32 protein-coding genes are annotated in these 25112 nt (G+C 48.6%); 22 read left to right on the top strand and 10 right to left on the bottom strand.

Features of this window, described 5'->3' with window-relative positions:
* Positions 1–25: 25 nt before the first annotated feature.
* Both pncA and mhpT read right to left on the bottom strand, forming a co-directional pair.
* Complete coding sequence (pncA, locus tag FTU54_RS06020) at positions 26–682, bottom strand: bifunctional nicotinamidase/pyrazinamidase (protein ID WP_168400047.1); 657 nt, start codon at positions 680–682, stop codon at positions 26–28.
* Positions 683–827: 145 nt separating this feature from the next.
* Entirely contained in the window at positions 828–2036 is a 1209-nt protein-coding gene (mhpT, locus tag FTU54_RS06025; protein ID WP_168417063.1) for a 3-(3-hydroxy-phenyl)propionate transporter MhpT, read from the bottom strand.
* A 725-nt stretch (positions 2037–2761) separates the two neighbouring features.
* Here mhpT and dapA point away from each other — a divergent pair.
* From dapA to purC, 3 genes are read left to right on the top strand one after another with little or no spacing between them, the layout of a single operon-like run.
* A complete protein-coding gene (dapA, locus tag FTU54_RS06030) occupies positions 2762–3658 on the top strand; it encodes a 4-hydroxy-tetrahydrodipicolinate synthase (RefSeq protein ID WP_005180931.1) in 897 nt (298 codons plus the stop codon).
* A gap of 15 nt (positions 3659–3673) precedes the next feature.
* A complete protein-coding gene (locus tag FTU54_RS06035) occupies positions 3674–4276 on the top strand; it encodes a hypothetical protein (RefSeq protein WP_005180933.1) in 603 nt (200 codons plus the stop codon).
* Between the two features lie 37 nt (positions 4277–4313).
* Positions 4314–5033, top strand: a complete 720-nt coding sequence (gene purC / locus FTU54_RS06040; RefSeq protein ID WP_005180935.1) for a phosphoribosylaminoimidazolesuccinocarboxamide synthase — start codon at positions 4314–4316, stop codon at positions 5031–5033.
* A 275-nt stretch (positions 5034–5308) separates the two neighbouring features.
* On the opposite strand, the gene FTU54_RS06045 is transcribed toward purC, so the two are convergent.
* Together FTU54_RS06045 and FTU54_RS06050 are read right to left on the bottom strand one after the other, a co-directional pair.
* Complete coding sequence (locus FTU54_RS06045; RefSeq protein ID WP_016658696.1) at positions 5309–6577, bottom strand: replication-associated recombination protein A; 1269 nt, start codon at positions 6575–6577, stop codon at positions 5309–5311.
* A gap of 174 nt (positions 6578–6751) precedes the next feature.
* The gene (locus tag FTU54_RS06050; protein ID WP_016658695.1) at positions 6752–7204 is read right to left on the bottom strand and encodes a YcgN family cysteine cluster protein; all 453 of its coding nucleotides are present in this window, start codon (positions 7202–7204) and stop codon (positions 6752–6754) included.
* Positions 7205–7395: 191 nt separating this feature from the next.
* Between FTU54_RS06050 and FTU54_RS06055 the strand changes: the two genes are divergently transcribed.
* The 10 genes from FTU54_RS06055 to FTU54_RS06100 all read left to right on the top strand — a co-directional run bounded on the left by FTU54_RS06055 (position 7396) and on the right by FTU54_RS06100 (position 14252).
* Entirely contained in the window at positions 7396–7554 is a 159-nt protein-coding gene (locus tag FTU54_RS06055) for a DUF1328 domain-containing protein (protein WP_005006601.1), read from the top strand.
* Positions 7555–7771: 217 nt separating this feature from the next.
* The gene (locus FTU54_RS06060) at positions 7772–8509 is read left to right on the top strand and encodes a dienelactone hydrolase family protein (protein ID WP_005180941.1); all 738 of its coding nucleotides are present in this window, start codon (positions 7772–7774) and stop codon (positions 8507–8509) included.
* 60 nt (positions 8510–8569) lie between these two features.
* Positions 8570–8935: an HIT family protein gene (locus FTU54_RS06065; RefSeq protein WP_005180943.1), complete on the top strand. Its 366-nt coding sequence runs from the start codon at positions 8570–8572 to the stop codon at positions 8933–8935.
* Positions 8936–9046: 111 nt separating this feature from the next.
* Positions 9047–10081 carry an A/G-specific adenine glycosylase gene (mutY, locus tag FTU54_RS06070; protein WP_168400049.1) on the top strand — a complete coding sequence of 345 codons (1035 nt, stop codon included), beginning with the start codon at positions 9047–9049 and terminating at the stop codon, positions 10079–10081.
* 57 nt (positions 10082–10138) lie between these two features.
* Positions 10139–10678 (top strand): M23 family metallopeptidase, encoded by a 540-nt coding sequence (locus tag FTU54_RS06075; RefSeq protein WP_104513161.1) that lies wholly within the window; start codon positions 10139–10141, stop codon positions 10676–10678.
* A 19-nt stretch (positions 10679–10697) separates the two neighbouring features.
* On the top strand, positions 10698–10943 hold the full coding sequence (locus FTU54_RS06080; protein ID WP_005180946.1) for a hypothetical protein: 246 nt from the start codon (positions 10698–10700) through the stop codon (positions 10941–10943).
* A gap of 21 nt (positions 10944–10964) precedes the next feature.
* Positions 10965–11552, top strand: a complete 588-nt coding sequence (locus FTU54_RS06085; protein ID WP_016658692.1) for a DNA-3-methyladenine glycosylase I — start codon at positions 10965–10967, stop codon at positions 11550–11552.
* Complete coding sequence (locus FTU54_RS06090; RefSeq protein WP_180074558.1) at positions 11549–12571, top strand: NAD(P)-dependent alcohol dehydrogenase; 1023 nt, start codon at positions 11549–11551, stop codon at positions 12569–12571. The genes FTU54_RS06085 and FTU54_RS06090 overlap by 4 nt, the downstream gene beginning before the upstream one ends.
* 236 nt (positions 12572–12807) lie before the next feature.
* Positions 12808–13512, top strand: coding sequence for an FKBP-type peptidyl-prolyl cis-trans isomerase (locus tag FTU54_RS06095; protein ID WP_005180950.1), 705 nt, complete (start codon positions 12808–12810; stop codon positions 13510–13512).
* A gap of 47 nt (positions 13513–13559) precedes the next feature.
* Positions 13560–14252: an FKBP-type peptidyl-prolyl cis-trans isomerase gene (locus FTU54_RS06100; RefSeq protein ID WP_104472308.1), complete on the top strand. Its 693-nt coding sequence runs from the start codon at positions 13560–13562 to the stop codon at positions 14250–14252.
* Between the two features lie 126 nt (positions 14253–14378).
* On the opposite strand, the gene murJ is transcribed toward FTU54_RS06100, so the two are convergent.
* Entirely contained in the window at positions 14379–15920 is a 1542-nt protein-coding gene (murJ, locus tag FTU54_RS06105; RefSeq protein ID WP_016658690.1) for a murein biosynthesis integral membrane protein MurJ, read from the bottom strand.
* 43 nt (positions 15921–15963) lie between these two features.
* Positions 15964–16578: a 1,6-anhydro-N-acetylmuramyl-L-alanine amidase AmpD gene (ampD, locus tag FTU54_RS06110; RefSeq protein WP_016658689.1), complete on the bottom strand. Its 615-nt coding sequence runs from the start codon at positions 16576–16578 to the stop codon at positions 15964–15966.
* 164 nt (positions 16579–16742) lie between these two features.
* Here ampD and nadC point away from each other — a divergent pair, with 164 nt between their 5' ends.
* The gene (gene nadC / locus FTU54_RS06115; RefSeq protein WP_016658688.1) at positions 16743–17588 is read left to right on the top strand and encodes a carboxylating nicotinate-nucleotide diphosphorylase; all 846 of its coding nucleotides are present in this window, start codon (positions 16743–16745) and stop codon (positions 17586–17588) included.
* Between the two features lie 89 nt (positions 17589–17677).
* On the opposite strand, the gene FTU54_RS15265 is transcribed toward nadC, so the two are convergent.
* A complete protein-coding gene (locus tag FTU54_RS15265; RefSeq protein WP_005180959.1) occupies positions 17678–17809 on the bottom strand; it encodes a hypothetical protein in 132 nt (43 codons plus the stop codon).
* Between the two features lie 191 nt (positions 17810–18000).
* Positions 18001–18717: a ribonuclease PH gene (gene rph, locus FTU54_RS06120; RefSeq protein ID WP_005180961.1), complete on the bottom strand. Its 717-nt coding sequence runs from the start codon at positions 18715–18717 to the stop codon at positions 18001–18003.
* Positions 18718–18925: 208 nt separating this feature from the next.
* Between rph and FTU54_RS06125 the strand changes: the two genes are divergently transcribed.
* Positions 18926–19609 (top strand): TetR family transcriptional regulator, encoded by a 684-nt coding sequence (locus FTU54_RS06125; protein ID WP_005180963.1) that lies wholly within the window; start codon positions 18926–18928, stop codon positions 19607–19609.
* 30 nt (positions 19610–19639) lie between these two features.
* Here the strand turns inward: FTU54_RS06125 and FTU54_RS06130 are convergent, their stop codons facing one another.
* Positions 19640–20257: a thiol:disulfide interchange protein DsbA/DsbL gene (locus FTU54_RS06130; RefSeq protein WP_075175029.1), complete on the bottom strand. Its 618-nt coding sequence runs from the start codon at positions 20255–20257 to the stop codon at positions 19640–19642.
* A gap of 181 nt (positions 20258–20438) precedes the next feature.
* Between FTU54_RS06130 and ubiG the strand changes: the two genes are divergently transcribed.
* The 7 genes from ubiG (at position 20439) to FTU54_RS06165 (ending at position 24768) form a co-directional block, all read left to right on the top strand.
* Complete coding sequence (ubiG, locus tag FTU54_RS06135; protein WP_005180969.1) at positions 20439–21155, top strand: bifunctional 2-polyprenyl-6-hydroxyphenol methylase/3-demethylubiquinol 3-O-methyltransferase UbiG; 717 nt, start codon at positions 20439–20441, stop codon at positions 21153–21155.
* Positions 21152–21847, top strand: a complete 696-nt coding sequence (locus FTU54_RS06140; RefSeq protein WP_075167943.1) for an HAD family hydrolase — start codon at positions 21152–21154, stop codon at positions 21845–21847. Before ubiG ends, FTU54_RS06140 begins: the two co-directional genes overlap by 4 nt.
* A 26-nt stretch (positions 21848–21873) precedes the next feature.
* Positions 21874–22620, top strand: a complete 747-nt coding sequence (locus FTU54_RS06145) for a YciK family oxidoreductase (RefSeq protein WP_005180975.1) — start codon at positions 21874–21876, stop codon at positions 22618–22620.
* Between the two features lie 171 nt (positions 22621–22791).
* Positions 22792–23211 carry a hypothetical protein gene (locus FTU54_RS06150; protein WP_075167942.1) on the top strand — a complete coding sequence of 140 codons (420 nt, stop codon included), beginning with the start codon at positions 22792–22794 and terminating at the stop codon, positions 23209–23211.
* 178 nt (positions 23212–23389) lie between these two features.
* Complete coding sequence (locus tag FTU54_RS06155) at positions 23390–23545, top strand: hypothetical protein (protein ID WP_164844941.1); 156 nt, start codon at positions 23390–23392, stop codon at positions 23543–23545.
* 229 nt (positions 23546–23774) lie between these two features.
* Positions 23775–24170 (top strand): RcnB family protein, encoded by a 396-nt coding sequence (locus FTU54_RS06160; protein WP_127798993.1) that lies wholly within the window; start codon positions 23775–23777, stop codon positions 24168–24170.
* Positions 24171–24414: 244 nt separating this feature from the next.
* Positions 24415–24768, top strand: a complete 354-nt coding sequence (locus tag FTU54_RS06165) for an RcnB family protein (protein ID WP_005180985.1) — start codon at positions 24415–24417, stop codon at positions 24766–24768.
* A 162-nt stretch (positions 24769–24930) separates the two neighbouring features.
* Here the strand turns inward: FTU54_RS06165 and FTU54_RS06170 are convergent.
* On the bottom strand, positions 24931–25112 hold a 182-nt coding region (locus tag FTU54_RS06170; protein ID WP_180074559.1), incomplete at its 5' end, for a zinc ribbon domain-containing protein.

A 25112-nucleotide genomic window follows, 5' to 3' on the forward strand; every position in this document is an offset into this window, starting at 1 on the left:
ATTCTGAATGAATGATTCGGGCCAATCAGGCCAGGCTTGGCTGTGCAGCAGGCTGTAACAGGCTCAGCACATCTTTGCTATAGACCCGTTTCACCCCATGCGCCAGCATCTCCTGCCAGGCATGTTGCAATGAACCTTTCAGGTCTATGCCTTTGCTGGCATCGGCAATGACAAAGGTATTAAAGCCCAGCTTGCAGGCATCTATGGCAGTCCAAGCCACGCAAAAATCGGTGGCAATGCCGGTAATAAACACCGTGTCGATGCCACGCGCTTTTAAATAGCCGGCCAGGCCGGTGGTGGTTTTCTGATCCGCTTCCATAAAGGCCGAATAGCTGTCAATTTGTGCATGAAAACCTTTACGGATAATCAGCTGCGCCTGCGGCAAGTCCAGTGCCGGATGCAGTTCGGCATCGGCTGTGCCCTGGACGCAATGTGCCGGCCACAGCACCTGCTCGCCATATTCCAGCATCACCACTTCATACGGCTGTTTGCCCGGATGATTGTTGGCAAAAGAAATATGATTCTGCGGATGCCAGTCCTGGGTCAGGACAATATTGTCGAAGACCTGCCCCAGCTGGTTAATGATCGGAATAATCTGATCGGCATCAGCGACGGCCAAATTACCGCCCGGTGTAAATCCATTTTGTACATCTACTACGATCAATGCCGTCTGCGCTTGCATAACACCTATCCATGTTTCGCTTATTGTCAGCGTCCTAGCATATACCAAATGGATGGTTTTGTTGCAGCGGAATCATTGGACTGTACGGTGAAAACAAAACAGCCCGCATATGCGGGCTGTCTGAAGGGGTCGTTACAATGCGTGTTTAGTTTTGAATACGACGCACCAGCAGTAACATAAAGATGGCAGAGATCACGATACATGGAATCGCGGCAGAGATCACCCCTGCTGCACCAAAGCCAGCCGTTAACAGTGAACCGGCAATCGCAGGCCCGAGCATCGCACCGACACGGCCCACGGCAGATGCCACACCAATACCGGTACCACGCACTTCAGTTGGATACACGATACCTCCGAAGGCATACAGTACGCCCTGACAACCAATGACGAATGCACCCACCAGCGCAGAGGCCAGATACATTTGGGTTAATGAGCCTGCAGCGTTCAGTGCCAGCAGACCGGCCAGAATACCGCCGTACATCAACAGAATGACATAGGCTTTTTTCCAGCGATCGGTCAGCATACCCAAAATAACGGTACCAATCGTCGCGCTGACCATAAAGTAGAACTGTGCAGTTGCGCCTTCTTTACGCGAGAAGCCCAGTTCCTGGAACAGCGACGGTAACCAGCTCAGCATGATGTACACCACCATCAGGGTGAAGAAATAGCTGACCCAGATGAACATGGTACGTAGCAGGTTGTTCGAGTTAAACAGATCTTTAAACGAACCTTGTGGCGTAGCTTCTGCTGTCGTATTCGCAGCCTGATCTCTGGCTTTTAAATATTCCTTTGATTCTGGCAATAACCACATCATCACTGGAATGACGATAATAGGTAATAAACCGCCTAGGTAGAAAATGTTTTTCCAGTTAGAACCGAAATCGGTACTGGCAATTAACGATAAAATCGCAGCACCGACTGGCATACCACAGTACATCAGACCTACGGCACGGCCACGGTTTTGTGGTGATACCGCTTCAGAGGCCAGCGTAATCAGAATTGGCATGGCTGCACCCAGACCGGCACCGGCCAGGAAACGTACCGCCAGCAATGAGTTAAAGCTGTTGACCCATACGGTACATAAAGTAAAGACCGCAAACACGGCAGTCGACCAGATTAGCACCTGTTTACGGCCAATACGGTCTGCCACGCGTCCACCAACCAGTGCACCAGGCAATAAGCCCAGAATCCCTGCACTAAAAAACACCCCCAATTGCGAGCTATCGAGGCCAAAATGCTCACGGATACCAGCTGCGGCAATACCTGCTGCCTGGATATCCAAGCCTTCAATGACCGCAATCAAGAAACAGATGGCTACTGTCACAATCGCATGTCGATTATCTGATCTTTCCATTGGAGAATCCTTGTTTCAATCAGTGTTTATAAAAGGTTAAGGCCGCCATCATCTATGAGGATGTCCTTTGAATTAACTATCAATAAGTGGAATAAAGCGCTGGTCTGGCAAAAAATTAATAGACATTTCTTATTTTAAGACACGCAAACATATAGTTTTAGAAAGACTTAATTGAGGCATATCAATTTAAAAAAACATTAAAATCCATATAAATATCAACGATTACAAATAAACAAACAGTCAAAATTATTATTTTCATTTAGATCTGAAAAAAATCATTCAGTAAAGTTTTAAGCAGGAAATGGCATTAAAAAAAGCCTGTTCAAATAATTTTCAGGTCTAGTTTAAGTGTTTTTTTATCTTAATTCCGACCCTTTTACCTGGTTTTCACAGCTTTTTACTGCTTTTTCCAGGCAAAATTGCTGTCCGGACAGCTTCTATAGGCCTGTGCTTACTCACCAGTTCATTCTAAAGTCGAAGATGAACCGGAACTGCTGTAAAAGCACCAACTTATGCCTTATACCGGACTGTTTTGAGCAGCGGATAAAGTTGATATTGGCTTTGACTTACGGATATTGTTCTGACACACTGAATCAGTCATAATTTGCATAAGCATTATTCAATCATGACTTATTGAATTCTGACTCAAATCAAAATACTGCAACCATCCACGTTTTCTGTTTCTACGAACTTTTGTGGATGGAAAAATAGGATATTTTTTCAAAATGACTCAGCAAGCACAGACCATTCAAGGCTCAATTGTCGCAATCGTCACCCCAATGTTAGAAGATGGCAGCGTAGATTGGAAAGGTCTCGAGAAGCTGGTTGAGTGGCACATAGAACAAGGCACAAACAGTATTGTGGCCGTGGGCACGACAGGTGAAGCCTCTACATTAAGCATGGCTGAACATACACGTGTGATTAAAGAAATCATTCGCGTGGCCAACAAACGTATCCCGGTGATTGCTGGTACTGGTGCAAACTCAACGCATGAAGCGATCGAACTGACCAGAGAAGCCAAAGAACTCGGCGCCGATGCCGCACTTCTCGTCACGCCATATTATAACAAGCCAACCCAGGAAGGGTTATATCAGCATTATAAGACTATTGCCGAAGCAGTGGATCTGCCACAAATCCTGTATAACGTTCCGGGCCGTACTGGCGTCGACATGTCCAACGAAACAGTGATTCGTCTGGCCGACATTCCACAAATTGTGGGCATTAAAGATGCCACTGGCGATGTACCACGTGGCCGTGAATTACTGGCCGGTCTGGCGGGTAAAGACATGACTGTCTATTCAGGTGATGATGCCACTGCCTATCAGTTAATGCTGGCTGGTGCCAAAGGCAATATCTCGGTTACGGCCAATGTGGCACCAAAAGTCATGAGCGAAGTTTGTGCCGCAGCCATTGCCGGCGACAATGACAGCGCTGAAGCACGTAACAATACAGTTGCAAATTTACACAATATTCTATTTTGTGAATCAAACCCAATTCCGGTGAAATGGGCACTTCATGAAATGGGCTTAATTGGTACCGGCATCCGCCTGCCATTAACGCCACTTGCAGAACAATATCGCGCACCGTTACGTGAAGCTTTACAGGCTTCGGGTGTCATTTAATAAGAGCACAATATTATGCAATTACGTTTTGGTTTAATCGCTGCACTTTCAGTGGTAAGTTTGGCAGGTTGTAGTTCTTTAGCCATCAGCAATGGCTCTCTGGATTATAAAGACACCACCACCCTTGCGCCCTTACAATATCCTGAAGGTGCTGTGGCCCGACCAGCAACGCCATTGTATCCTGCACCAACGGTTGACCCACTAGCCATTGAACATGCACCGAAGCTGGAAAACAGCCGTGGCAACCGTTTCGCACTTCCTCGTCCTCCAGCCGTAGAGCCAACTCAGGCCGCTGCTGTACAGGACAACACCGCGCCAGGTCGTCCACAACCGGTTGTAGATGGAAATCAAAATCCGCTGCTCAAAATAGATGGAAATTCTGCTACAATTTGGCAGTATACGCTTGCCACACTCAGCAGCCTGAACCATAGCATTATTGGTCAGAGCAAAAACCGTTACGAAGTCACCATCTCGGTCGATCAACAGACCTACGTCTTAAGACTCACCTCTGTCGGTACAAGTAACAACCTGGCTGTGTTCAACGCCGACAACAGTTTTGCAGACAAAGAAAAAGCTGCAGACCTGTTGGCCCAGATTTACCAAAATTGGCCAGCCTAGACATTACTAGGCATTTTTTTCTGAAAAAGGTTCCCTCATGTTAAAACAAACCTTGCTCTATACTGGTAAAGCGAAATCTGTTTATACCACAGATAGTGAAGACCACCTGATTTTAGTCTTTCGTGACGATGCCTCTGCGTTCAATGGCGAAAAGATCGAACAACTAGATCGTAAAGGTAAGGTGAACAACCGTTTTAACGCCTTTATTATGGAAAAACTGGCTGAAGCCGGTATCGAAACGCATTTTGAAAAACTGCTGACCCCAAATGAAGTGCTGGTGAAAAAGCTGAGCATGATTCCGGTTGAATGCGTAATCCGTAACTATGCAGCTGGTTCTCTGTGCCGTCGCCTCGGTGTCGAAGAAGGCAAGGAACTGACCCCGCCAACATTTGAACTGTTCTTTAAAGATGATGCCTTAGGCGATCCAATGGTCAACGAATCTCAAGCAATTGCGCTGGGTTGGGCGACTGCTGAGCAGCTGGCACAAATGAAAGAACTGACTTACAAAGTTAACGATGTACTAAAAGCCCTGTTTGATGCCGGCAACATGATTCTGGTCGATTTCAAACTTGAATTTGGTGTGTTCCACGACCGTATCGTGCTGGGTGATGAATTCTCTCCAGACGGCTGCCGTCTATGGGACAAAGACACCAAGAAAAAACTCGACAAAGACCGTTTCCGTCAAGGTTTAGGCGGCGTGGTTGAAGCCTATGAAGAAGTTGCGGCACGTTTAGGCATCAACCTCGACAATATCTGATCATCTCCAAGATGAACGATAAAAAAACCGGATCAGCTGATCCGGTTTTTTATTGGCTGAGTTTTCTCACTTTCAATCGAAAAAACAAATTCAACTTATAAAAATGATCGTTTTTACATATTTTTAGTTTTGACCTATGCTTAAGCACATAGGCAAGACACGGTAAATTTTACAGTGACTGCCGATCAGTTTCGTTAATCCTCGCGGATGTTCTCTCCCAATCTAACATCCAGTTTGGCCCAATTCATCCCTCTGAATTGGGCTTTTTTTTATTGCTACTGTTGCTGCTGCATCCAGCGCCGCTGCTGTAAACGCTCGGCTTCAACTTCGCGTTTATTGCGCGCCGATTCATACAGCTTGGTGCCTTTTAATTCTGGCGGCAAATAATCCTGCAATACAAAATGCTCCGGATAATTGTGCGGATACAGATAATCCACCCCGTAGCCCTGCTCTTTCATCAGCTTGGTCGGCGCATTACGCAAATGTAACGGTACCGGCAAATTGGCGGTTTTTTCCGCCAAGTCCAGCGCCTTGTTAATGGCCAGATAGGTACTGTTACTTTTGGCACTGGTGGCCAGATAGACTGCACATTGGCCCAGAATAATCCGCGCTTCCGGCATACCAATCACCTGCACTGCGCGGAAACATTCACCGGCCAGCAACAAGGCATTTGGATTGGAATTGCCAATATCTTCCGAGGCAGCAATTAGCATACGCCGCGCAATAAACAGCGGGTCTTCTCCACCCTTGAGCATGCGCGCCATCCAGTACAGAGTCGCATCCGGGTCACTGCCGCGAATCGACTTAATAAAGGCCGAGACCAGATCATAATGCTGCTCGCCAGATTTGTCGTAACGGGCAATATTCTGCTGCGCCACTTTCACGACCAGGGCATTGTTAATACTGTTTTCTGTGTCCGGCTCAAAGGTGCCGGCAATCAGCTCGAGTAAATTCAGCGCCTTACGTGCATCACCCGCCGCAAACTGCACCAGTGCTTCAAACTCTTCAATCTGGATATAACGTTCTTTTAAGAAGCTATCATTCTGGACCGCCTGGGTCAGCAGCTGCTGGATGGCCTCGGCACTCAGTGCATTTAAGGTATAGACCTGGCAGCGCGACAGCAAGGCACTGTTTACCTCAAAAGACGGGTTTTCCGTGGTGGCACCAATCAGGGTAATTTTGCCCTTCTCGACTGCATTTAATAAGGCATCCTGCTGGGATTTATTAAAGCGGTGAATCTCGTCAATAAACACCACCGGCGTTAGTAAATCGCCGCCATCGGCAATCACTTCACGTAATTCCTTAACCCCGGTATTGAGCGCAGACAGACTGACAAAAGGACGATCAACCGCCTGCGCCAGCAACAAGGCAATGGTGGTTTTTCCAACGCCTGGTGGTCCCCAGAAAATAATCGAAGGCAAATGGCCCTGATCAATCATTTGACGTAACGGGGCCTGCTCCCCCAGAAGATGATCTTGACCGATAATCTGCGACAGATCGCGCGGGCGCAAACGTTCAGGAAGTGGAATATGGCTGTCTGACATAGAAGGTTTTCTGTACAAAGCTGCGGCTGAGTGTACTATGTTATGGCAAAATGCAGTATTTCAATAGCCGATTTTTTAGCGCTTGCTGCGGCAAACTGAGTCTAAATGTAGGCAGTTGTTTTATCAGGTTTAAATCGCCAATTTTGCTCTTAAAGATACAGACGGCCTAAAAACTTAACGTACCCAGCGCACAATATAGTCTTCTATTTCTTCTTCATTGACTTCCGTTTCAGAAATACAGCGGCCAGCGGCCGATTTTTTGGCGCGAATCACGCTCTGACGTGAACCGGTATTTAAATAATGCCAGGACGGCAGGTTTTTACCTTCTTTTAAACGGCGATAGGCACAGCTTGGCGGTAGCCAGTGAATACTGTCCAGCTTTTCCGGCGTCAGCTGAATACAGTCCGGCACCTGTTGCTGCCGGTTCGGATAGTCCGAACAGCGGGCAGTCGTACAATCCAGCAGCTTGCAGGCCACTTTGGTGTAAGCGACTTCATGACTGTCTTCATCTTCCAGTTTAACCAGGCAACATAAGCCGCAGCCATCACACAGCGCTTCCCATTCTGCCTGGGTTAAGGCTGTTAACGGATAATTTTTCCAGAATTGGGGACGAAGCTGATCAGACATGATGCACAACACTACAAAATAACCGGTCTATTATAACAGTCTTCTACAAAAGCATGTGCTATGTCATAGATACAATAGAATCATAGACTTAAATAAATAGTTGAACACTTAATAAACAAAAGCAAAACAATCAAATCAGCGACTTGCCCCTATACTTGATCAAGAAGTATAAAAACACATGGAGAAAAATTATGTTTCGTTGGGCCATTATCTTCGCTGTAATCGCACTTATTGCCAGTCTACTCGGTTTCGGTGGTGTCGCTGGTTTATCTAAAGATTTCGCGGTCATTCTGCTGGTTATTGCTGTTATTCTGGCAATTGTCGGCTTCCTGTCCCGCGGCAAGGTATAGTTTCTTATATCCTGACCCTCACAAAAAAGAAGGATGCAAATCCTTCTTTTTTTATGCCTGTGTTTAGACCGACAGCAGATACAGACAGATTATTCTTTGAAAAATAACTTAAAAATATTTTCTCACATTTGTTTAGGCCCATTGAAATGTTTTTCAAACCGCTGTCTCATTTTTATGTTTTAATCGAATTATTTCAAAAAACACAAGGATTGGACGCATGACTTTAGCAATCAAAACTCGCGAAATTCAGTATACGGCGGCAGATGGTAGCCAGTTGGTCGGTTATTTTGCTGCACCCGAAACCGATGCACCAGTCGCGGGTGTGATTGTGGCACCGGAATGGTGGGGCCGAAATGAATATATTGAACAGCGTACCCGCGAACTGGCAGAACATGGTTATGCCGCCCTGGCCATTGATATGTATGGCGACAAGAAAAATACCACCACGGCTGCCCAGGCCAATGAATGGATGAGCCAGACCTTTGAAGACCCGAATACAATTGTGACTCGTGCGTCTGCGGCTTTGGACACTTTAGCTGCCCAACCGGAAGTAAATCAGGCTAAACTGGCAGCCATTGGCTTCTGTTATGGCGGCAAAGTGGTGCTGGATTTGGCCCGTTCAGGCGCCAACCTGCAAGCCGTTGCGACTTTCCATGCCATTCTGGCGGCCAGAGAACCGGCGCAGGAAGGCAAGGTACAGGCAGAAATTCTGGTGCTGCATGGTGAACTGGACAGCATGGTAACGCTGGATGATGTGGCCAGCTTCCGTGAAGAAATGCACGCTGCCCAGGTAGAACATGACGTGATTGTATTTGAAGATGCCAAGCACGGCTTTAGTAACCCGCTGGCCGATGAACGTGCCAAAGCCAATGGCGTCGACCTCGGCTATAGCCCGATAGCAGAACAGCAAAGCCTGGATGCCATGTACCAATTATTACAACGCCGTTTGGCCTGATTCTGGCATGAGGCCATATATATTGAAAAAGATTAATGAATTTGAATAGAGGATAGAAGAATGACCGAACAAGACTGCCCATATTGCAACTTTGATGAATATGATGTCATTGCCAAAAATGATTATGGCGTGATTCTACCTGAACCGAACGCATTGTCTAAAGGCCACTGTGTCATTATCCCTCTACGTCATGTCAGTTCTTTTTTTGATGTTACCGACAAAGAACGTAAAAGCCTGATGTCGCTGCTGGAACTGGCGCGGAATGAATTACAGCTGCGCCATCAACCGGCGGGCTTTCATGTCGGCTTTAACGATGGTGATGTGTTTGGCAGCCCATCGCAGCATTTGCATATCCACATTATTCCACGCTATGAAGGTCAAATCCTCAAGCTGGACCAACGCTGGGGGATGAGCGGCAGCATCTAAGCCTTGCCGCGACCAAAACAGAAGGTGATGCTATTGCATCACCTTTTTTATTGCCTGCTGCATCGGCAAGATTTGGGTATACTAGGCGCCTGCTTAACAGTTCCGGTTCTCATGTCTGCCTTTTCTTTTTCCCACGCCCTGCTTTCCTGGTTTGATGTACACGGTCGCCATGACCTGCCTTGGCAGGTGGCCGATGACCCGTATAAAGTCTGGGTATCGGAAATCATGCTGCAGCAGACCCAGGTCAAAACCGTGCTGCAATATTTCGAGCGTTTTATTCAGCGTTTTCCCGATGTAGAAAGCTTAGGCCGTGCCTCTTGGGATGAAGTGGCACCATACTGGGCCGGACTCGGTTACTATGCGCGGGCACGCAATCTGCATAAAGCAGCTGGCATAGTGGCCCAGCAAGGACATTTCCCAGAAAATCTGGAACAATGGATGGCCCTGCCTGGCATTGGCCGCTCGACCGCAGGCGCACTGATGTCTTTGGGTCTCAGACAATACGGCGTAATTATGGATGGCAACGTCAAACGGGTGCTGGCGCGCTTTTTTGCCATTGAAGATGATCTGTCCAAACCGGTACATGAACGGGCCTTGTGGCAGCTGGCAGAACAGCTGTGTCCGACCGAGCGCAATCATGACTACACCCAGGCGATTATGGACCTCGGTGCCACCATCTGTACCCCGAAAAAACCCTTATGTCTGTACTGCCCAATGCAACAGCACTGCAAGGCCCATCAGCAGGGCCTAGAAGCCGAATTACCATTTAAAAAACCGAAAAAAGCCGTACCCGTAAGACAGGCCCAGGTGTTGCTCTTACACAGTGATGGCCAGTGGCTGTGGCAGCAGCGGCCGAATAGCGGCCTCTGGGGCGGATTATGGTGCCTGCCGATTATTGATGATCCAGCGCAGTTTCAGGCGCTCTGTCAGCGTCTGGGTCTGAAACAGCGACAACAGCAGCTGCAGATTTCACACAGCTTTACCCACTTTACCTGGCTGCTGGATGCCAGTGTAATTCCGGTCGAGCCGGACCAGCAGGAACATCTGGCGATTGAGCTGGACGCCGAATGGATGATGCCGGCACAGGCCACTGCACGTGGACTGCCGACCGCCATGAAAAAATTGATCTCGGCCGCCGATTTATGACATAGTCAAAGACTGGAATTCGAATACCATCGACATAATAATCATCAGGGAGATGCTGTGCTTCGCTCGATTTCACTCTGCTGTGTTTTCTTCAGTCTGATTCTGCTAGCGGCCTGTACCTCGGCACCGAAAAAATCTGCTGCACCCCTACCGCCGGCCATGGTTAAAAAACTGCAGCACATGCCGCTGAAAACCCGCTTGCCAGTGCCGGTACAGGGCGTCAAACGTCAACACTTGCAAGATACCTGGGGTGCGTCACGCAGTCGCGGTCGCCTACATGAAGGCATTGATATTCTAGCGCCACGCGGCAGCAAGGTGTACAGCGCCACCGAAGGCCTCATTGCCGACTTACGCAATAACAATTTGGGTGGTAAAGTGGTATGGATTCTGGGACCGGGCGGCAGCTGGCATTATTATGCCCATCTGGACCGGCATAAACGTGGCCTGAAGGTCGGAGATTATGTCAAGAAAGGCGATCTCATTGGCTATGTCGGCAATAGCGGCAACGCCCGCCATACCGCGCCGCATCTGCATTATGGCCTGTATTTAAATGGCAAAGGTCGCGGTGCAGTCAATCCCTATCCCTATTTACGTTAGTTTGCTTTAGGAAGTGTACATGTCAGAAGCATTGATCAATCGACTGGTCGAATTTGCCGAATCCGGGAATCAACAGAAAATTATGTTGAACGGCCAGAGTCATCAGGGCTGGATCATGGAAATTACTGAAGATGCACTTCTGATCAGCACCGGCTATGCCGATAAATCCGGCAAGGATGTCTGGATTGCCTTTGCCGATCTGCCTCAGGCGGAATTGTCTTACTGGGATAACCGTCAGGATCAATGGGTTCATTTCCAGCTTTAAACCCGTACAGGAGCATCATCTATGGATCGAACACGCTGCGGCTGGTGCTCCGAAGATCCGCTCTATATCGCCTACCACGACCAGGAATGGGGCCGCCCGCTTCACGATGAAGCGCAGCTGTTTGAAATGCTATGTCTGGAAGGCCAGCAGGCCGGTCTGGCCTGGATTACCGTGCTCAAAAAACGCGAATGTTACCGTCAGCATTTTTTTCAATATTCCATTGCCGATATTGCCGCGTTGTCTGATCAGGCCTTGCAGGACAAATTACAGGATCGCGGATTAATCCGGCATCCGGCCAAACTCGCAGCCATCCGCACCAATGCTCAGGCCTGGCTCCAGCTGCAGCAGCAAGGTATCAATCTGGTCGACTGGCTGTGGCAATTTGTCGATCATCAGCCCGAGCAGCATACCGTGCCCGATTATCGCAGCGCCCCGACCTATACTGCAGCCAGTGTGGCACTGTCTAAAGCTTTAAAAAAGCAGGGCTTTCAATTTGTTGGCCCCACCATCTGTTATGCCTTTATGCAGGCCGTCGGCATGGTCAACGACCATGAAGATCACTGCGCCTTTAAATCTCTTCCCCCTTTAGCCGAGGAGCACTCATCATGAGCAACACTACCATTCGTGCCTATGCCGCCATGCAACCCGGCGAAGCGCTGGTGCCATATCAGTTTGATGCTGGCGAACTGTTGCCGCATCAGGTCGAAGTTCAGGTGGAATATTGTGGCCTGTGCCATTCCGATTTATCGGTGATTAACAATGACTGGCGTTCTTCGGTCTATCCGGTGGTGGCCGGGCATGAAATTATTGGTACCATTGTCCAGTTAGGAAGTGAAACCAAAGGATTATCTGTGGGCCAGCGCGTTGGCATTGGCTGGACGGCAGAAAGCTGCCAGCACTGTGATCCGTGCCTGTCCGGCCGGCAGGTGCAATGTACCGGCGGCAGTGTCGCCACCATTGTCGGCCATGCCGGCGGTTTTGCCGATAAGGTTCGCGCCGGCTGGCAATGGGTCATTCCCTTACCGGATGATCTGGATGCGGAAAGTGCCGGCCCGCTGCTCTGTGGCGGTATTACCGTATTTGATCCGATCATTAAGCACCAGATTCAGGCGGTGCATCATGTCGGGGTGATTGGAATTGGCGGCCTTGGGCATATTGCCATTAAACTGCTCAAAGCCTGGGGCTGTGAAATTACGGCCTTCAGTTCCAACCTGGAGAAAACCGCAGAGTTAAAAGCCATGGGCGCCGATCATGTGGTGAATAGCCGTGACAGCGCTGCCCTGAAAGCCCAGCGCGGCAAGTTTGACCTGATTTTAAGTACGGTGAATGTCAGCCTGGACTGGCCGGTATATCTGTCTGCCCTGGCACCAAATGGTACGCTGCATATGCTGGGCCTGACCTTAGAGCCGTTACAGGTCTCGGCTGGTGCGTTAATTGGTGGTGGCAAAGCGGTGACAGGTTCATCGACCGGTTCACCATCGACCTTGCGCCAGTTACTGAAATTTGCCGCCCGCAAACAGCTGGCGCCGCAGGTTGAAGTGTTCCCGATGTCGCAGATTAACGAGGCAATTGAACATTTACATGCGGGCCGGGCGCGTTACCGGGTGGTGCTGAAAGCAGATTTTTAATCTGCTTTGAAGCCAAATCTATAATAGATACAATTACTCACGAATAAATTGGGCCGCCTCTGCGGCTGGCCCCGATTGTATAAAAAATGTGTTAGATATTCAGTCTGTTATGGCATATGCTTAACGATGCGCATATATTAATTAGCCAAACCGAATGATTGATGTCAGCGGTTTGATTCAAAAAGTCTGCTAACATGAAAGCAGCTTTGACACGATAAAATGATTTGAGAAAACCTATGAGTAAAGCCTTACCCATTGCTGTTGCTGTAATTTTAGGCGGTGCTGCACTTGTTCCTGTTTATTATGCAACTCAACACCCTGCCACTGTATCCTCAAAAGCATCTGCAAATGCGTCTGCGGTTGAAAAAATCAGCTATGCATTAGGCTATGAAGTTGCCCATCAAACTCCACCAGAGCTGGACATTAACAGCTTTGTGACCGGTGTCCGTGAAGGTCATGCGCGTCAGCAGCCAGCCTATACTGAAGAAGAATTACAAAAGGCCTATGAACAGTTCCAGCAGGAACTGCAACAAAAACAGGCTGATCAGGCCCAGCAGGCACAAACGGCCAGCGACGCCTTCCTGACTGAAAATGCCAAACAGGCAGGGGTACAAACCACCGCGTCAGGTCTGCAATATAAAATTACCCAGCAAGGCAATGGCAAACAGCCAACGGCCAGCTCTGTGGTAAAAGTACACTACACCGGTAAACTGGTCGATGGCAAAGTATTTGACAGCTCGGTTGAGCGTGGTGAACCAATCGAGTTCCCGTTAAACCAGGTGATTCCAGGCTGGACCGAAGGTCTGCAACTGATGAAAGAAGGCTCGAAAGCCACGCTGTATATCCCGTCACAACTGGGTTATGGCGAACAGGGCGTGCCGGGCATGATTCCACCAAACAGCACCTTGATCTTTGATGTTGAGCTGATTGAAGTAAAATAAAAAACAAGGAGAGCCTGGCTCTCCTTCGTTGTTTAGGGACGCATAATATGAAAAAAACGATCACCCTGCTCGGCCTCGCCCTGTGTAGCGCGGCCACACTGGCTCAACCGGTGACCACCAAAAGCTCCACTGAACAGCAGGTGGGCTACAGCTTTGGTTATTTAATGGGGCGCAGCAATGTCGACACCTTAAAAGGTATGGATCTGGATGCCTTTGTGGCGGGCTTAAAAGCCGCCTCACTGGGCCAGCAAGCCAGCCTAAGCGATGAAGACATGGCCCGTATTCTGACCCAGTTCAAAAAGCAGGCCGAAGCCAAACAGCTGATTGAGCTGAAACAGCGCGCTGAAGCCAATGACATGATTGGCAAGGCCTTTCTGGCAGAAAACTCGCGTAAGGATGGGGTGAAAGTCACTTCATCGGGGCTGCAATATCTGGTCTTGCAATCCGGTTCCGGAAAAAAACCGAAGGCCAGCTCCAAAGTACGCGTGCATTATGAAGGCCGCCTGATTGATGGCACCGTGTTTGATAGCTCGATGGCACGGCAGCAACCGGCTGAATTTCAGGTCACACAAGTCATTCAGGGCTGGACCGAAGGGCTTCAACTGATGCGTGAAGGAGCCAAATACCGCTTCTTTATTCCAGCGAATCTGGGCTATGGCCAGATTGGTTCTGGCGATGCGATTGAACCGAACAGCACCCTGATTTTTGATGTCGAACTGCTGGAAGTGATCAATAAATAAAGATGCTTGTGCTGCTCATGCAGCCTCATCTTTCAATAAAAGCCCATAAAAAAACCCTTTGAGACTCAACGGCTCAAAGGGTTCTTTTATAGGAGCTGAACATCTTTCGCGCTCAGCTCTCAGTAATTAAGGTTTTAAATGACGCGGTCTAAAACCAGTGGCCAGCAGACCAAGAGCATAAGCTGCCACACCCACCACACACAGCAGTAGTACTTCCAGCACACGCATCCATTGCGATACATCACCGTTATACCAGCTCAAGGCGTACCATAAGGCAGCCACCATCACCGCATTGGCCGTGCCAAACTGGAACAGCAGTTTTTTCCAGTGCCCACCAAAACGGAAAATATCGCGTTTATGCAAATAGAAATACAGCATACCGGCATTGACCAGCGCGGAACCTGAAGATGCCAGTGCCAGCGCCATGTGCTCGGCTTCCCAGTCAATCAGTTTAAACAGCCCAATAAACACCACGTTTAAAATGGCATTGGCTGCCACCGCCATTAAACCGACCCGAACCGGGGTGCGGGTATCCTGCTGGGCATAAAAGCCCGGAGCAAAAACTTTAATCAGCATAAAGGCGATGACCCCGGCACTCATACATTGCAGGGCCAAGGCAGTCATCTGGGTATCTTCCCAGGTGAACTGGCCGCGCTGGAACAGGGCCTGAATAATTGGGGTCGACAGCATAAACAGTGCAATACTGGCAGGCACACCAGCCAGCACAATAATTTTCGCCGCCCAGTCCATCATGCCACGGAATTTTTCCTGATTCTGCTCGGCATGGCGCGCCGACAAGGATGGTAAAATCACCGTACCAATTGCCACCCCAATCAGGCCCAGCGGCAACTCGGTCATCCGTTCGGCACTGTACAGCCACGATACCGAACCATCCTGCATAAATGACGCCCAGATGGTGTTCAGCAACAGGTTAATCTGGGTCACCGATACCCCAAACAGGGCCGGCAGCATCAGCTTCATGATGCGCTCAACGCCTTCATGCTTGAAGTCGATTTTTGGCGGAATCAGCAGCTTTTTACGCCATAATTCCGGAATCTGGATCGCCAGCTGCAAGGCTCCGGCAATAATCACCGCCCAGCCCAAGGCCATAATCGGCTCGGCCATATACGGCGTTAGCCACAGGGCTCCGGCAATCATGGCCAGATTTAGTAGCACCGGTGCAAAGGCCGGCGTGGTAAAGGAGCCATAACTGTTTAAGATGCTGCTGGCAAAAGCGGTCAGCGACATAAACAGCAAATAGGGAATGGTCAGGCGGAACATGTCCGTGGCCAGCGCAAATTTTTCCGGATCACTATGGAAACCCGGCGCATAAACGTACATCACCGCCGGCGCCGCCACCATAGCAGCCAGTGTCAGCAGGCTCATCACCGAGGCCAGACAGCCAAACACCCGGCTAATCAGAATCTGCACTTCGGCATGGGTGCGGCTGGTTTTATATTCGGTCAGAACCGGAATAAAGGCCTGGGAAAATGCCCCTTCAGCAAACAGTCGCCTGAAAAAGTTCGGGATACGAAAGGCCACCACAAAGGTATCGAAATCCTTTCCCGCACCAAACACATTTAATAACACAATATCCCGCACCAGTCCCAACACCCGGGACAGCATGGTCATCGCACTGACAATAAAGGTCGATCGCCAAAGCGCCATCGGAACCACCCAAATAAAAATTTAGCCGCTATTGTAAAGAAACCTAAGCACAAGTTTCGTTATGAATTGATGAAGATGCTGCTTCTATCCTGCTGTTGCAGTCACGCAGTAAAGACCGGAACCGGCTCCAGTCAAAATAAGGTCCCGGATCGGTCTTGCGCCCCGGGGCAATATCGGAATGTCCAGCCAGATGACGCTGGATTTTCGGATAGGCCTGCTGCAAGGCCGACACCACTTCCGCCAGTACCTGATACTGGATCGCTTCAAAGGGCAGATCATCACTGCCTTCCAGTTCAATGCCAATGGAATAATCATTACATTCCGGCTTGGCCAGATAACTGGAACGTCCGGCATGCCAGGCGCGGTCATTGAAATTGACACATTGCAGCACTTCGCCGCTACGCAAAATCAGCAGATGCGCCGAGACCTGCATCCCTTCAATGGTCTGAAAGTAAGGATGCGCCGACCAGTCCAGCCGGTTTTGAAAAAACTGTTCGATATAACCGCCGCCAAACTGTGATGGCGGCAAACTGATATTGTGAATCACCACCAGCTGAATTTCGGTCTGCTGCGGACGCTGGTTAAAATTCGGTGAAGGCACCTGCCGCGCACCTTTTAACTGTCCCTGGATGACCTGAAAAGAAGCCGCCTGCTGCATAGAATGATCCTGATATTTTTTTCAGTATAAAAATTTAGCCCATCCTAAAACTTTCAGCTGAAAATCTCAAATCAGACAAAAAAGCCGCGAAAAAGCGCATCGGGCCAGCCGAACAGTGCTAATATATCGCGCAATTTTCATGGGTAAAGAGATAAGGACAGGCAATGAGCATACCACAATCTTTATTGGAGCAATCTATCCAGATCAATATTCAGCAGGCCCTGCAGGAAGATATTGGCGAGGCAGATATTACCGCTTTACTTACCCCGGAAGATGAACAGGCCACCGCCACCATTATCAGCCGTGAAGACATGGTGCTGGCCGGTCAGCCTTGGGTGAATGCCTTAATCCAGCAGTACGATCCAAGCGTTCAGATTGAATGGCTGAAACAGGATGGTGATCGCGTGGCGGCCAATGAAGCCTTTTTAAAGCTGGCCGGTTCTGCACGCAGTTTATTGACCGTAGAGCGCCCTGCCCTTAACTTTGTCCAGACCTTATCGGCCGTGGCCACCAAAACCGCCGAATATGTGAAACAGCTCGATGGCCTGCACACCAAACTGCTGGATACCCGTAAAACCTTGCCGGGTCTGCGGATTGCACAAAAATATGCGGTCACTGTAGGCGGCGGTCAAAACCATCGTCTGGGGCTGTTTGATGCCTTCCTGATTAAAGAAAACCATATTATGGCTGCTGGCGGTATTGCCCAGGCCATTGCCAAAGCCCATCAAATTGCACCGGGCAAACCGGTGGAAGTAGAAGTTGAAACCTGGGATGAGCTGAATCAGGCTCTGGACGCTCAGGCCGATATCGTGATGCTGGATAACTTTAGCCAGCAACAGATGATTGATGCAGTCAAGCATGTTGCCGGTCGCTGCAAACTGGAAGCATCGGGCAATATCACCATTGCCAACCTGCGTGAAGTGGCCAGCACTGGTGTCGATTATATTTCTATGGGCGCTCTGACCAAAGATGTCAAAGCGGTCGATTTATCCATGCGTTTTAATGCTTAATCGCAATTCGATATTTGTCGATAACGAAAAAAGGTGCCTCATGAGGCACCTTTTTTATTCATTTAGGGTAAGTCGATGGCCGCAAGACTTTAATCATCTGCACGGCCGTCGCCATCACGGTCCTGATTCAGCATGGTGCCATCACCATCACGGTCATTGGCCGTATCACACGCGCTTAAACCAAAGGCGCCCATCGCCAGTAAGATCATCAAGTATTTCATGGTACATCCCTCTTTTTTGCTGTTTTAAAAAATCACTGCGAGTTTTAGTAAGCCATGAAGCTCGGTTTCAGCATGTTGGTTTTTGTTATGAAGATGAATCTGCGCACAGCCGCTGGTTACGTTTGCTTCAATCACAAAAAAACGCATCCGGAGATGCGTTTTATAAATATATTGTTCTGATCTTGCAGTGTTTACCAGCCTAAGGCCTGTTGCTGCTTTTTGATCAGTTCCTGAATGCCCTGCTCGGCCATTTCCAGCATGGCATTACATTGCAGACGGGTAAATGGTTTATCTTCAGCAGTGCCCTGAATTTCAATAAATTCACCGGCCTGGGTCATCACTACATTCAGGTCAGTCTGGCAGTTTGAATCTTCTTCATAGCACAGGTCCAGCAATACTTCGTCCTGATACATACCCACAGAAATAGCAGCGACCAGACCTTTTAACGGGTCCTGTTTAATTTTTTTGCTTTCCAGCAGTACATTCATGGCATCGACCAGCGCCACCGCTGCACCGGTAATCGCGGCAGTACGGGTACCGCCATCGGCCTGAATTACATCACAGTCAATGGTAATGGTATTTTCACCAAGTTTTTTCAGATCGACCATGGCACGCAGGCTGCGGCCAATTAAGCGCTGGATTTCCTGAGTACGGCCGCTCTGTTTACCCCGTGCCGCTTCACGGTCACTACGCGTATGGGTAGAACGTGGCAACATGCCATATTCTGCAGTTACCCAGCCTTGGCCTTTGCCTTTTAAAAAGCGCGGTACCGAGTTATCAATACTGGCAGTACACAGCACTTTGGTATGACCAAATTCAACCAAGACAGAACCTTCCGCATAACGTGTGTAATTACGGGTAATTTTGACATCACGCAATTGATCTAGGGTACGTTGGTCGATACGCATAAGTTGTCCTTATTTTGACTCAAATAAATTGTCGGCCAGTATAGCAGATGCAAGCGCACAGGTTTTGTCCCCGGGTCGGCTTTTACACAATCTCGCCACAGAAAAGCGGGCCCTGCACAGCCAATGCAACAGCATGGCTGCTGCCCGGGCCGATTCTGCTCTATAATAGCCACAGAGATGAATTTTTAAACAGTATCAGGGATGTGACATGTCGATTCGGGAAGAACGTAAGCAGCAAAGTCGTCAGGCCATTTTAGATGCGGCCCTGACCTTAAGTACTGCCGAGCGCTCTTTTAGCAGCATCAGCTTAAGGGAGATTTCCCGCCATGTCGGGCTGGTGCCAACGGCGTTCTACCGGCATTTTCAGGATATGGATGAACTCGGTGCAGAACTGGTCGATCAGGTGGCGCTGCATTTAAAAAGCATTCTGCATCAGCTGGGTCAGGCCTATTTATATCTGCCCAATGCCAAAACCCGGACCAGCGTCGAACTGTTTTTTCAGGCGGTGGATCAGCATCCGCAGCAATGGATTTTTTTAATTGCCGAGCGTTGGGGCGGCTCGGCCACGGTGCGTCAGGCCATTGCCCGGGAAATCGAGTTTTTAATTGATGATTTTGCCAATGATCTGAAACGGGTAGAAAGCGTGCAGCATTTTGAACATCCGGAAGATTTTAAAGTACTGGCCAATATTTTAATTAACCTGTCCTTTAACTGGGCCATGAGCTGGATTGGCCTCAGTCGCCAATTTGAAGGCGAGGCCTTAAGCCAGCAGCAGCACCAGTTTACCGAGCAGACCATTATCCAGGTGCAATTACTGTTTCGTGGTATCAGCCATTGGGAACGCCCAAGCACCACAATGCATGAAAACGCAGCACTAAAAAACCCGCTTTAAACAGCGGGTTTTTAACATCATGTTGGGCTTTTATTTGGCTTTACGTTCTTTATCGACCAGGTAATTCACCACCTGAATCACTTTGCCGTTATCGCCCGACACCACATATTTACCATTAACCACCACTGCCGGCACACCGGTCAGCTGGTATTGGCGCGCCAGTTTATTGGCCTGTGCCACTTTAGAGGTAATCGCAAAAGAGTTAAACATGCTGTTGAACTTGGCTTCAGGAATACCGTATTTGACAAAGAATTTGGCCTGGGATTTCTGGTCAAAAATCTGCTGGCCTTTGTCATGAATGGCATGGAATAACGGCAAGTGGGTACGTTTACGGACACCCAGTGCTTCCGACACATAATAGCCGCGCGCATTCATTTCCCAGACCTGGTTCATGGCAGCCGGAGTGCGCACAAAGTTCACATCTTTTGGCAGCTTACGCAGCCAGGCTTGCATATGCGGCTCCAAGGTAAAGCAGTGGCCACAGCCATACCAGAAGAATTCACGGACTTCAATTTTACCCGGCACATCGACTTTGCCCGGATTGGCCAGTACGCGATAGTCTTGGCCTTCAACAAAATTGGCCGCCCATGCGCCACTTGAAATTGCAAACATTGCGGTTGCAAGGCTACCCAAAAGAAACTTTTTCATTGAACTTATTGTCCTCATAAATCGTTATGATTAGCTTATGCGAACACTATAAATCAATTATGCCGTTTTCGTTTTGCTTCTGTGAACTTTTTTACGGCTTTTATCGCTTTTTCCAGAATAAACGCTACACTAAACAGCATAGACTTTTTGAAATCATAATAACTTGATTGAGGTGACACCAATGTCGCAACTGAATGTTGATCCGCAAGAAATTGCCAAATTTGAAGCATTCGCAGCTATATGGTGGGATCAGCATTCTGAGTTCCGCCCTTTGCATCAAATTAACCCGCTCCGTTTAAACTGGATTGATGAACATTCAGGCGGACTGGCTGGCAAAAAAGTGCTGGATGTCGGTTGTGGCGGCGGCATTCTTTCGGAAAGCATGGCGCGCCGTGGTGCCGATGTACTCGGGATTGATATGGGCGAGGCGCCGCTGAATGTGGCACGTTTACATGCCCAGCAGGAAGGCGTCGAAAATATTGAATATCGCCAGATTCCGGTCGAGCAACTGGCAGAAGAACAGGCTGGCCAGTACGATGTGGTGACCTGTATGGAAATGCTGGAGCATGTACCCGATCCAGCCTCAATTATTCAGGCCTGCCAGAAGCTGGTCAAACCGGGCGGCCATGTGTTCTTCTCGACCATTAACCGTAATCCGAAAGCCTATTTATTTGCGATTATTGGCGCGGAATATGTGCTGCGTATGCTGGCCAAAGGCACGCATGATTATCATAAATTTATCAAGCCGTCCGAACTGGCACACGATATTCGCAATGCCGGCCTGAAACTGAAAGATATGACCGGTTTGCACTATAACCCACTGACCAAACGCTACTGGCTGGCGCCCAATGTTGATGTCAACTATATGGTGCATACCCTGAATGAAGGTGGCCAATGAAAGCGGTTTTATTTGACCTCGACGGCACCTTAATTGATACCGCGGCCGACTTTATCCGCATTATTCAGGACATGTGCCGCGATAAAGGCTGTGACATTGTCGCCGCCGAGCAGATTCGCACCCAAGTCTCTGAAGGCGCACGCGCCATGGTCAAGCTGGTATATCCGGAGCTGGAAGTGGAAGACCCGGTCTTTTTAGGCCATCGCCAGCGCTTTTTAGACCTTTACGGCGCCGATATTGCGGTAGAAACCGACCTGTTTGAAGGCATGTATCCACTGCTAGAGCAGCTGGAACAGCAGCAAATTCCCTGGGGTATTGTCACCAACAAGCCACGCTGGCTCAGTGAAGCGCTGTTAAAAGCCCTGAACCTGACCGAACGCTGTGCGGTACTGGTCTGCCCGGAAGATGTCAGCAAGACCAAACCCGATCCGGAACCGATGTATCTGGCCGCAGCACAGCTGGGACTGGAACCGCAGCAGTGTATTTATGTCGGCGATCATCCACGTGATATTGATGCCGGACGCAATGCCAGCATGTACACCATTTTAGCCGCCTATGGCTATTTACCCTTACAACACAAAGATGACTTAACAGCCTGGCAGGCAGACTGTATAGTGAATAATGTCACAGAATTACATCAGGTCTTGCACCAGATGCTGTCACAGCAACAACAACATTCAATCACTTCATAATTACAGCAAAAAAACGGAGGTCGATCATGAAATATTCAGAATATCAACCTCGCCCTGATCTGCTCAAAGATCGCGTGATCCTGATTACAGGTGCGGGCGACGGTATTGGACGTGCAGCCGCGATCAGCTTTGCACTGCACGGCGCAACCGTTGTCCTGCATGGTCGCACCCTGAATAAACTAGAAGTCATCTATGATGAAATTGAAGGTTTAGGCGCGCCGCAGCCAGCCATTCTTCCGCTACAGCTGTCCAGTGCGTCATCGCGTGATTATGAATTGCTGGTCGATACGCTCGACAAGCAGTTTGGCCGTCTGGATGGCATTTTGCACAATGCCGGCATTCTGGGTGAACGGACCGAACTGGTGCATTATCCGGCTGATGTCTGGGATGATGTGATGGCCGTCAACCTGCGTGCACCCTTTGTTATGACCCAGGAACTGCTGCCTTTACTGGAAAAATCGGCACATGCTTCGGTGGTATTTGCCAGTTCGGGCGTCGGTCGTGAAGTACGTGAGCGTTGGGGCGCCTATTCGGTGTCTAAAATTGCCATTGAAGCGGTCAGCAAACTGTTTGCCCAGGAAAATGTACATCCGAATATCCGTTATAACTGCATTAATCCGGGCGCGACCCGCACCGCCATGCGCGCCAAGGCCTATCCGGATGAAGACCCGAAAACCTTGCCGACACCGGAATCAATCATGCCAGCCTATTTATATTTAATGGGCGATGACAGTCTGCACATGAACGGCCAGAGTATTGATGCGCAGGATTAATGCCCTTGCTGTATCCATGAAGGAAGCCCTGTGCTTCCTTTTTTATGCCCATCCATAAAGCTGTAATTGCTTCCACTTTGCGTAAATATACCGGTTTGGGCTTAAGTCGGCTTGAATTTCAGCAAAATTTGCCGATACTAAAGCCCTGTTTCTGATTATCCCGAGATACCCATGTCTGACTTTAGCAATATCACAGTAACGACCCATGAAGATGGCATGGTGTCTTTATTGATTAATGGTCAAGCCATTTCTGAAAAATACGGCATGAAATTTGAAGCCAGTATTCTCGATGAGCTGCAGGCACTCGAGGCCGGGCAAAACCTGAAACTGTTTGACCAGTTTATCTTTTCGCATACCGATCTAAACTTTGAACATCACTACAGCTATGTCACCGGTATTTATAAACAGGCCGAGGACTATGCCGTCTATAAAAACTTTGTCTACCGGATTCTGGTCGATGGCCAAGCCCCGGTCGAGCATGTGATTACCAAACAGGGCCAGCCAATGAGCGCTGAAGATGTACGTGAATTTATTCAGGCACATATCCAGAAGTCACTCACCGACTATACTGACCTGAAATATGCCTACTAAACACATGCTTGAATCCAGGACCTGCGGGTCCTTTTTTTATACGCTGCTAAATTTTATGCACTGCCAAACCGTAAATCGTATTTTTAAATCATTTTTATAATATTATTCGGTTTTTAAAATTAAAACATCCGACCTATACTGCTACTCAACCGCAATGAATCAATTGAAGGAGTAGCACATGGTCGACCAGCAACGTAAAAATGACATTATCCGTTCCATTGAACACTTACAACTGCCCGCCAGCTTATTGGCTGTACTTGAAGATGGCCAACAGGCCGAATGTCTGGCCCATGCCATCGACTCCCTGCAGGACTTAAGCCAGCAATGGAACTGACTGCGGGCAGAATCCCGGAAATACGGGCTAGGCTTTTTGCGCCCAATGTTGTATAACCAGTTCACGTGACAACAGATAAGTCTTTCATCATCTGTTACTTTTCCAGCATAATATCCAAAATATCTCTGCTTTCGATAAAGAATTAACGATCTTTCTTCACAGTTTCTCTGCATTTTTTTCGTACAGTAAGACACAGTGAAATAAAAGACGATAAACGAGGTTTTTTCACATGAAAAAGATAGTGACAGTTATGGCGATCTCTTTCAGTGCGTTGCTGGCCAGCGGGATCACTGCGGCTGCACCTCAATTTGACAATCCGGGACGCGGCTATGAACAGTCACGTCAGCACGGTCAGGGCAAAAAACATCGTGAATATCGTGAATCGAAAGAGGTTTATGAAAAACGCCGCCAGCGTGAAGAACGGGGCTATCAGCGTTTACAGCAGCATACATGGCAAACCGGTTATGTCATGCCGCAGCATTATCGTGGCAATGGCTACAAAGTCGAATATAAAGAACATAACCTGCCTAAACCGGACCGCAAGCAGCAGTGGTATAAGGTCAATAATGACTATATTCTGGTCAATGCCGATACCCACAGTATTCTTAAAATCCTGTCGTTCTAAGCTGCACTCCAACCGTTTCAGTCCCACTCCTCGGTTGCCCAAACATCAGTTTGGGCTTTTTTATATCGGCACTTCCTCAAACTGCTATTTTGGCTGTAGGGCAGATGCTAGCGGGCTTTCAGGCTCTCCGCTTTTTCTTCATGATTTTCACAATTCATCTCAATTGCTCTCATCCTTTATCTCAACTTTCTGGTTAATTTGAAGGTATTCCAGAGATATACAGTTTGACTCAAAGGTGAGCGTCATGAAAAAAGTATTAACCACCATTGCCCTGTCTTTAAGTGCGTTTATGGCCACCACAGCCATGGCTGCGCCTGATCATCGTGATCATGACCGTCGTGCGGCAACCCACTACAAACATCAGGACAGCCGTTGGGACCGTGATCATAAACGTCCGGTTGTGCGCGTAAATCCGAGCCGTGACTGGCGTGTGGGCCAGACCTTACCACGTGCCTATGACCAGTCCCGTTATAAAGTCAGTGACCGCGAAGCGCGCCGTTTACCAAACACCGGCCGTTATCAGCAGTGGTACAAAATTAATGGCGATTACGTGATGATCAACGAACGTACCAACCGGATTATTCGCATTATGGGCTAAGGGTTTCGTCTCATTTTCCGTTATTTAAAACTTACTCAAACCTACTCAATGTGGGTTTGATGTTTAATTCCTACTTCACCATCAAGAACCTAAAGCATTTGCTTTAGGGATTACCTCAATTCCATAGGCTGTCACGGTGTAACTCACCGCCTTAATCACCACTTATGCAGTGATTAAATCTTTATCCGCATATCGCAGGATATTAATTGATGCATTAACATCACGATTTTGGATGGTTTGGCAAACTAAGCACTTCCACTCTCGCGCAGAAAGTGTGAGAGATTGATTTAATTCACCACAGCACGAACACATTTTACTACTTGGGAAGAATCGACCAACCGAAA

Source organism: Acinetobacter sp. YH12116, from assembly GCF_013418895.1.
GTDB classification, from domain to species: domain Bacteria; phylum Pseudomonadota; class Gammaproteobacteria; order Pseudomonadales; family Moraxellaceae; genus Acinetobacter; species Acinetobacter indicus.

Excerpts from the sequence above, each read along its gene's own strand:
- pncA (WP_168400047.1), bottom strand. The coding sequence starts at position 682 with ATGCAAGCGCAGACGGCATTGATCGTAGTAGATGTACAAAATGGATTT.
- mhpT (WP_168417063.1), bottom strand. The coding sequence starts at position 2,036 with ATGGAAAGATCAGATAATCGACATGCGATTGTGACAGTAGCCATCTGT.
- dapA (WP_005180931.1), top strand. The coding sequence starts at position 2,762 with ATGACTCAGCAAGCACAGACCATTCAAGGCTCAATTGTCGCAATCGTC.
- FTU54_RS06035 (WP_005180933.1), top strand. The coding sequence starts at position 3,674 with ATGCAATTACGTTTTGGTTTAATCGCTGCACTTTCAGTGGTAAGTTTG.
- purC (WP_005180935.1), top strand. The coding sequence starts at position 4,314 with ATGTTAAAACAAACCTTGCTCTATACTGGTAAAGCGAAATCTGTTTAT.
- FTU54_RS06045 (WP_016658696.1), bottom strand. The coding sequence starts at position 6,577 with ATGTCAGACAGCCATATTCCACTTCCTGAACGTTTGCGCCCGCGCGAT.
- FTU54_RS06050 (WP_016658695.1), bottom strand. The coding sequence starts at position 7,204 with ATGTCTGATCAGCTTCGTCCCCAATTCTGGAAAAATTATCCGTTAACA.
- FTU54_RS06055 (WP_005006601.1), top strand. The coding sequence starts at position 7,396 with ATGTTTCGTTGGGCCATTATCTTCGCTGTAATCGCACTTATTGCCAGT.
- FTU54_RS06060 (WP_005180941.1), top strand. The coding sequence starts at position 7,772 with ATGACTTTAGCAATCAAAACTCGCGAAATTCAGTATACGGCGGCAGAT.
- FTU54_RS06065 (WP_005180943.1), top strand. The coding sequence starts at position 8,570 with ATGACCGAACAAGACTGCCCATATTGCAACTTTGATGAATATGATGTC.
- mutY (WP_168400049.1), top strand. The coding sequence starts at position 9,047 with ATGTCTGCCTTTTCTTTTTCCCACGCCCTGCTTTCCTGGTTTGATGTA.
- FTU54_RS06080 (WP_005180946.1), top strand. The coding sequence starts at position 10,698 with ATGTCAGAAGCATTGATCAATCGACTGGTCGAATTTGCCGAATCCGGG.
- FTU54_RS06085 (WP_016658692.1), top strand. The coding sequence starts at position 10,965 with ATGGATCGAACACGCTGCGGCTGGTGCTCCGAAGATCCGCTCTATATC.
- FTU54_RS06090 (WP_180074558.1), top strand. The coding sequence starts at position 11,549 with ATGAGCAACACTACCATTCGTGCCTATGCCGCCATGCAACCCGGCGAA.
- FTU54_RS06095 (WP_005180950.1), top strand. The coding sequence starts at position 12,808 with ATGAGTAAAGCCTTACCCATTGCTGTTGCTGTAATTTTAGGCGGTGCT.
- FTU54_RS06100 (WP_104472308.1), top strand. The coding sequence starts at position 13,560 with ATGAAAAAAACGATCACCCTGCTCGGCCTCGCCCTGTGTAGCGCGGCC.
- murJ (WP_016658690.1), bottom strand. The coding sequence starts at position 15,920 with ATGGCGCTTTGGCGATCGACCTTTATTGTCAGTGCGATGACCATGCTG.
- ampD (WP_016658689.1), bottom strand. The coding sequence starts at position 16,578 with ATGCAGCAGGCGGCTTCTTTTCAGGTCATCCAGGGACAGTTAAAAGGT.
- nadC (WP_016658688.1), top strand. The coding sequence starts at position 16,743 with ATGAGCATACCACAATCTTTATTGGAGCAATCTATCCAGATCAATATT.
- FTU54_RS15265 (WP_005180959.1), bottom strand. The coding sequence starts at position 17,809 with ATGAAATACTTGATGATCTTACTGGCGATGGGCGCCTTTGGTTTAAGC.
- rph (WP_005180961.1), bottom strand. The coding sequence starts at position 18,717 with ATGCGTATCGACCAACGTACCCTAGATCAATTGCGTGATGTCAAAATT.
- FTU54_RS06125 (WP_005180963.1), top strand. The coding sequence starts at position 18,926 with ATGTCGATTCGGGAAGAACGTAAGCAGCAAAGTCGTCAGGCCATTTTA.
- FTU54_RS06130 (WP_075175029.1), bottom strand. The coding sequence starts at position 20,257 with ATGAAAAAGTTTCTTTTGGGTAGCCTTGCAACCGCAATGTTTGCAATT.
- ubiG (WP_005180969.1), top strand. The coding sequence starts at position 20,439 with ATGTCGCAACTGAATGTTGATCCGCAAGAAATTGCCAAATTTGAAGCA.
- FTU54_RS06140 (WP_075167943.1), top strand. The coding sequence starts at position 21,152 with ATGAAAGCGGTTTTATTTGACCTCGACGGCACCTTAATTGATACCGCG.
- FTU54_RS06145 (WP_005180975.1), top strand. The coding sequence starts at position 21,874 with ATGAAATATTCAGAATATCAACCTCGCCCTGATCTGCTCAAAGATCGC.
- FTU54_RS06150 (WP_075167942.1), top strand. The coding sequence starts at position 22,792 with ATGTCTGACTTTAGCAATATCACAGTAACGACCCATGAAGATGGCATG.
- FTU54_RS06155 (WP_164844941.1), top strand. The coding sequence starts at position 23,390 with ATGGTCGACCAGCAACGTAAAAATGACATTATCCGTTCCATTGAACAC.
- FTU54_RS06160 (WP_127798993.1), top strand. The coding sequence starts at position 23,775 with ATGAAAAAGATAGTGACAGTTATGGCGATCTCTTTCAGTGCGTTGCTG.
- FTU54_RS06165 (WP_005180985.1), top strand. The coding sequence starts at position 24,415 with ATGAAAAAAGTATTAACCACCATTGCCCTGTCTTTAAGTGCGTTTATG.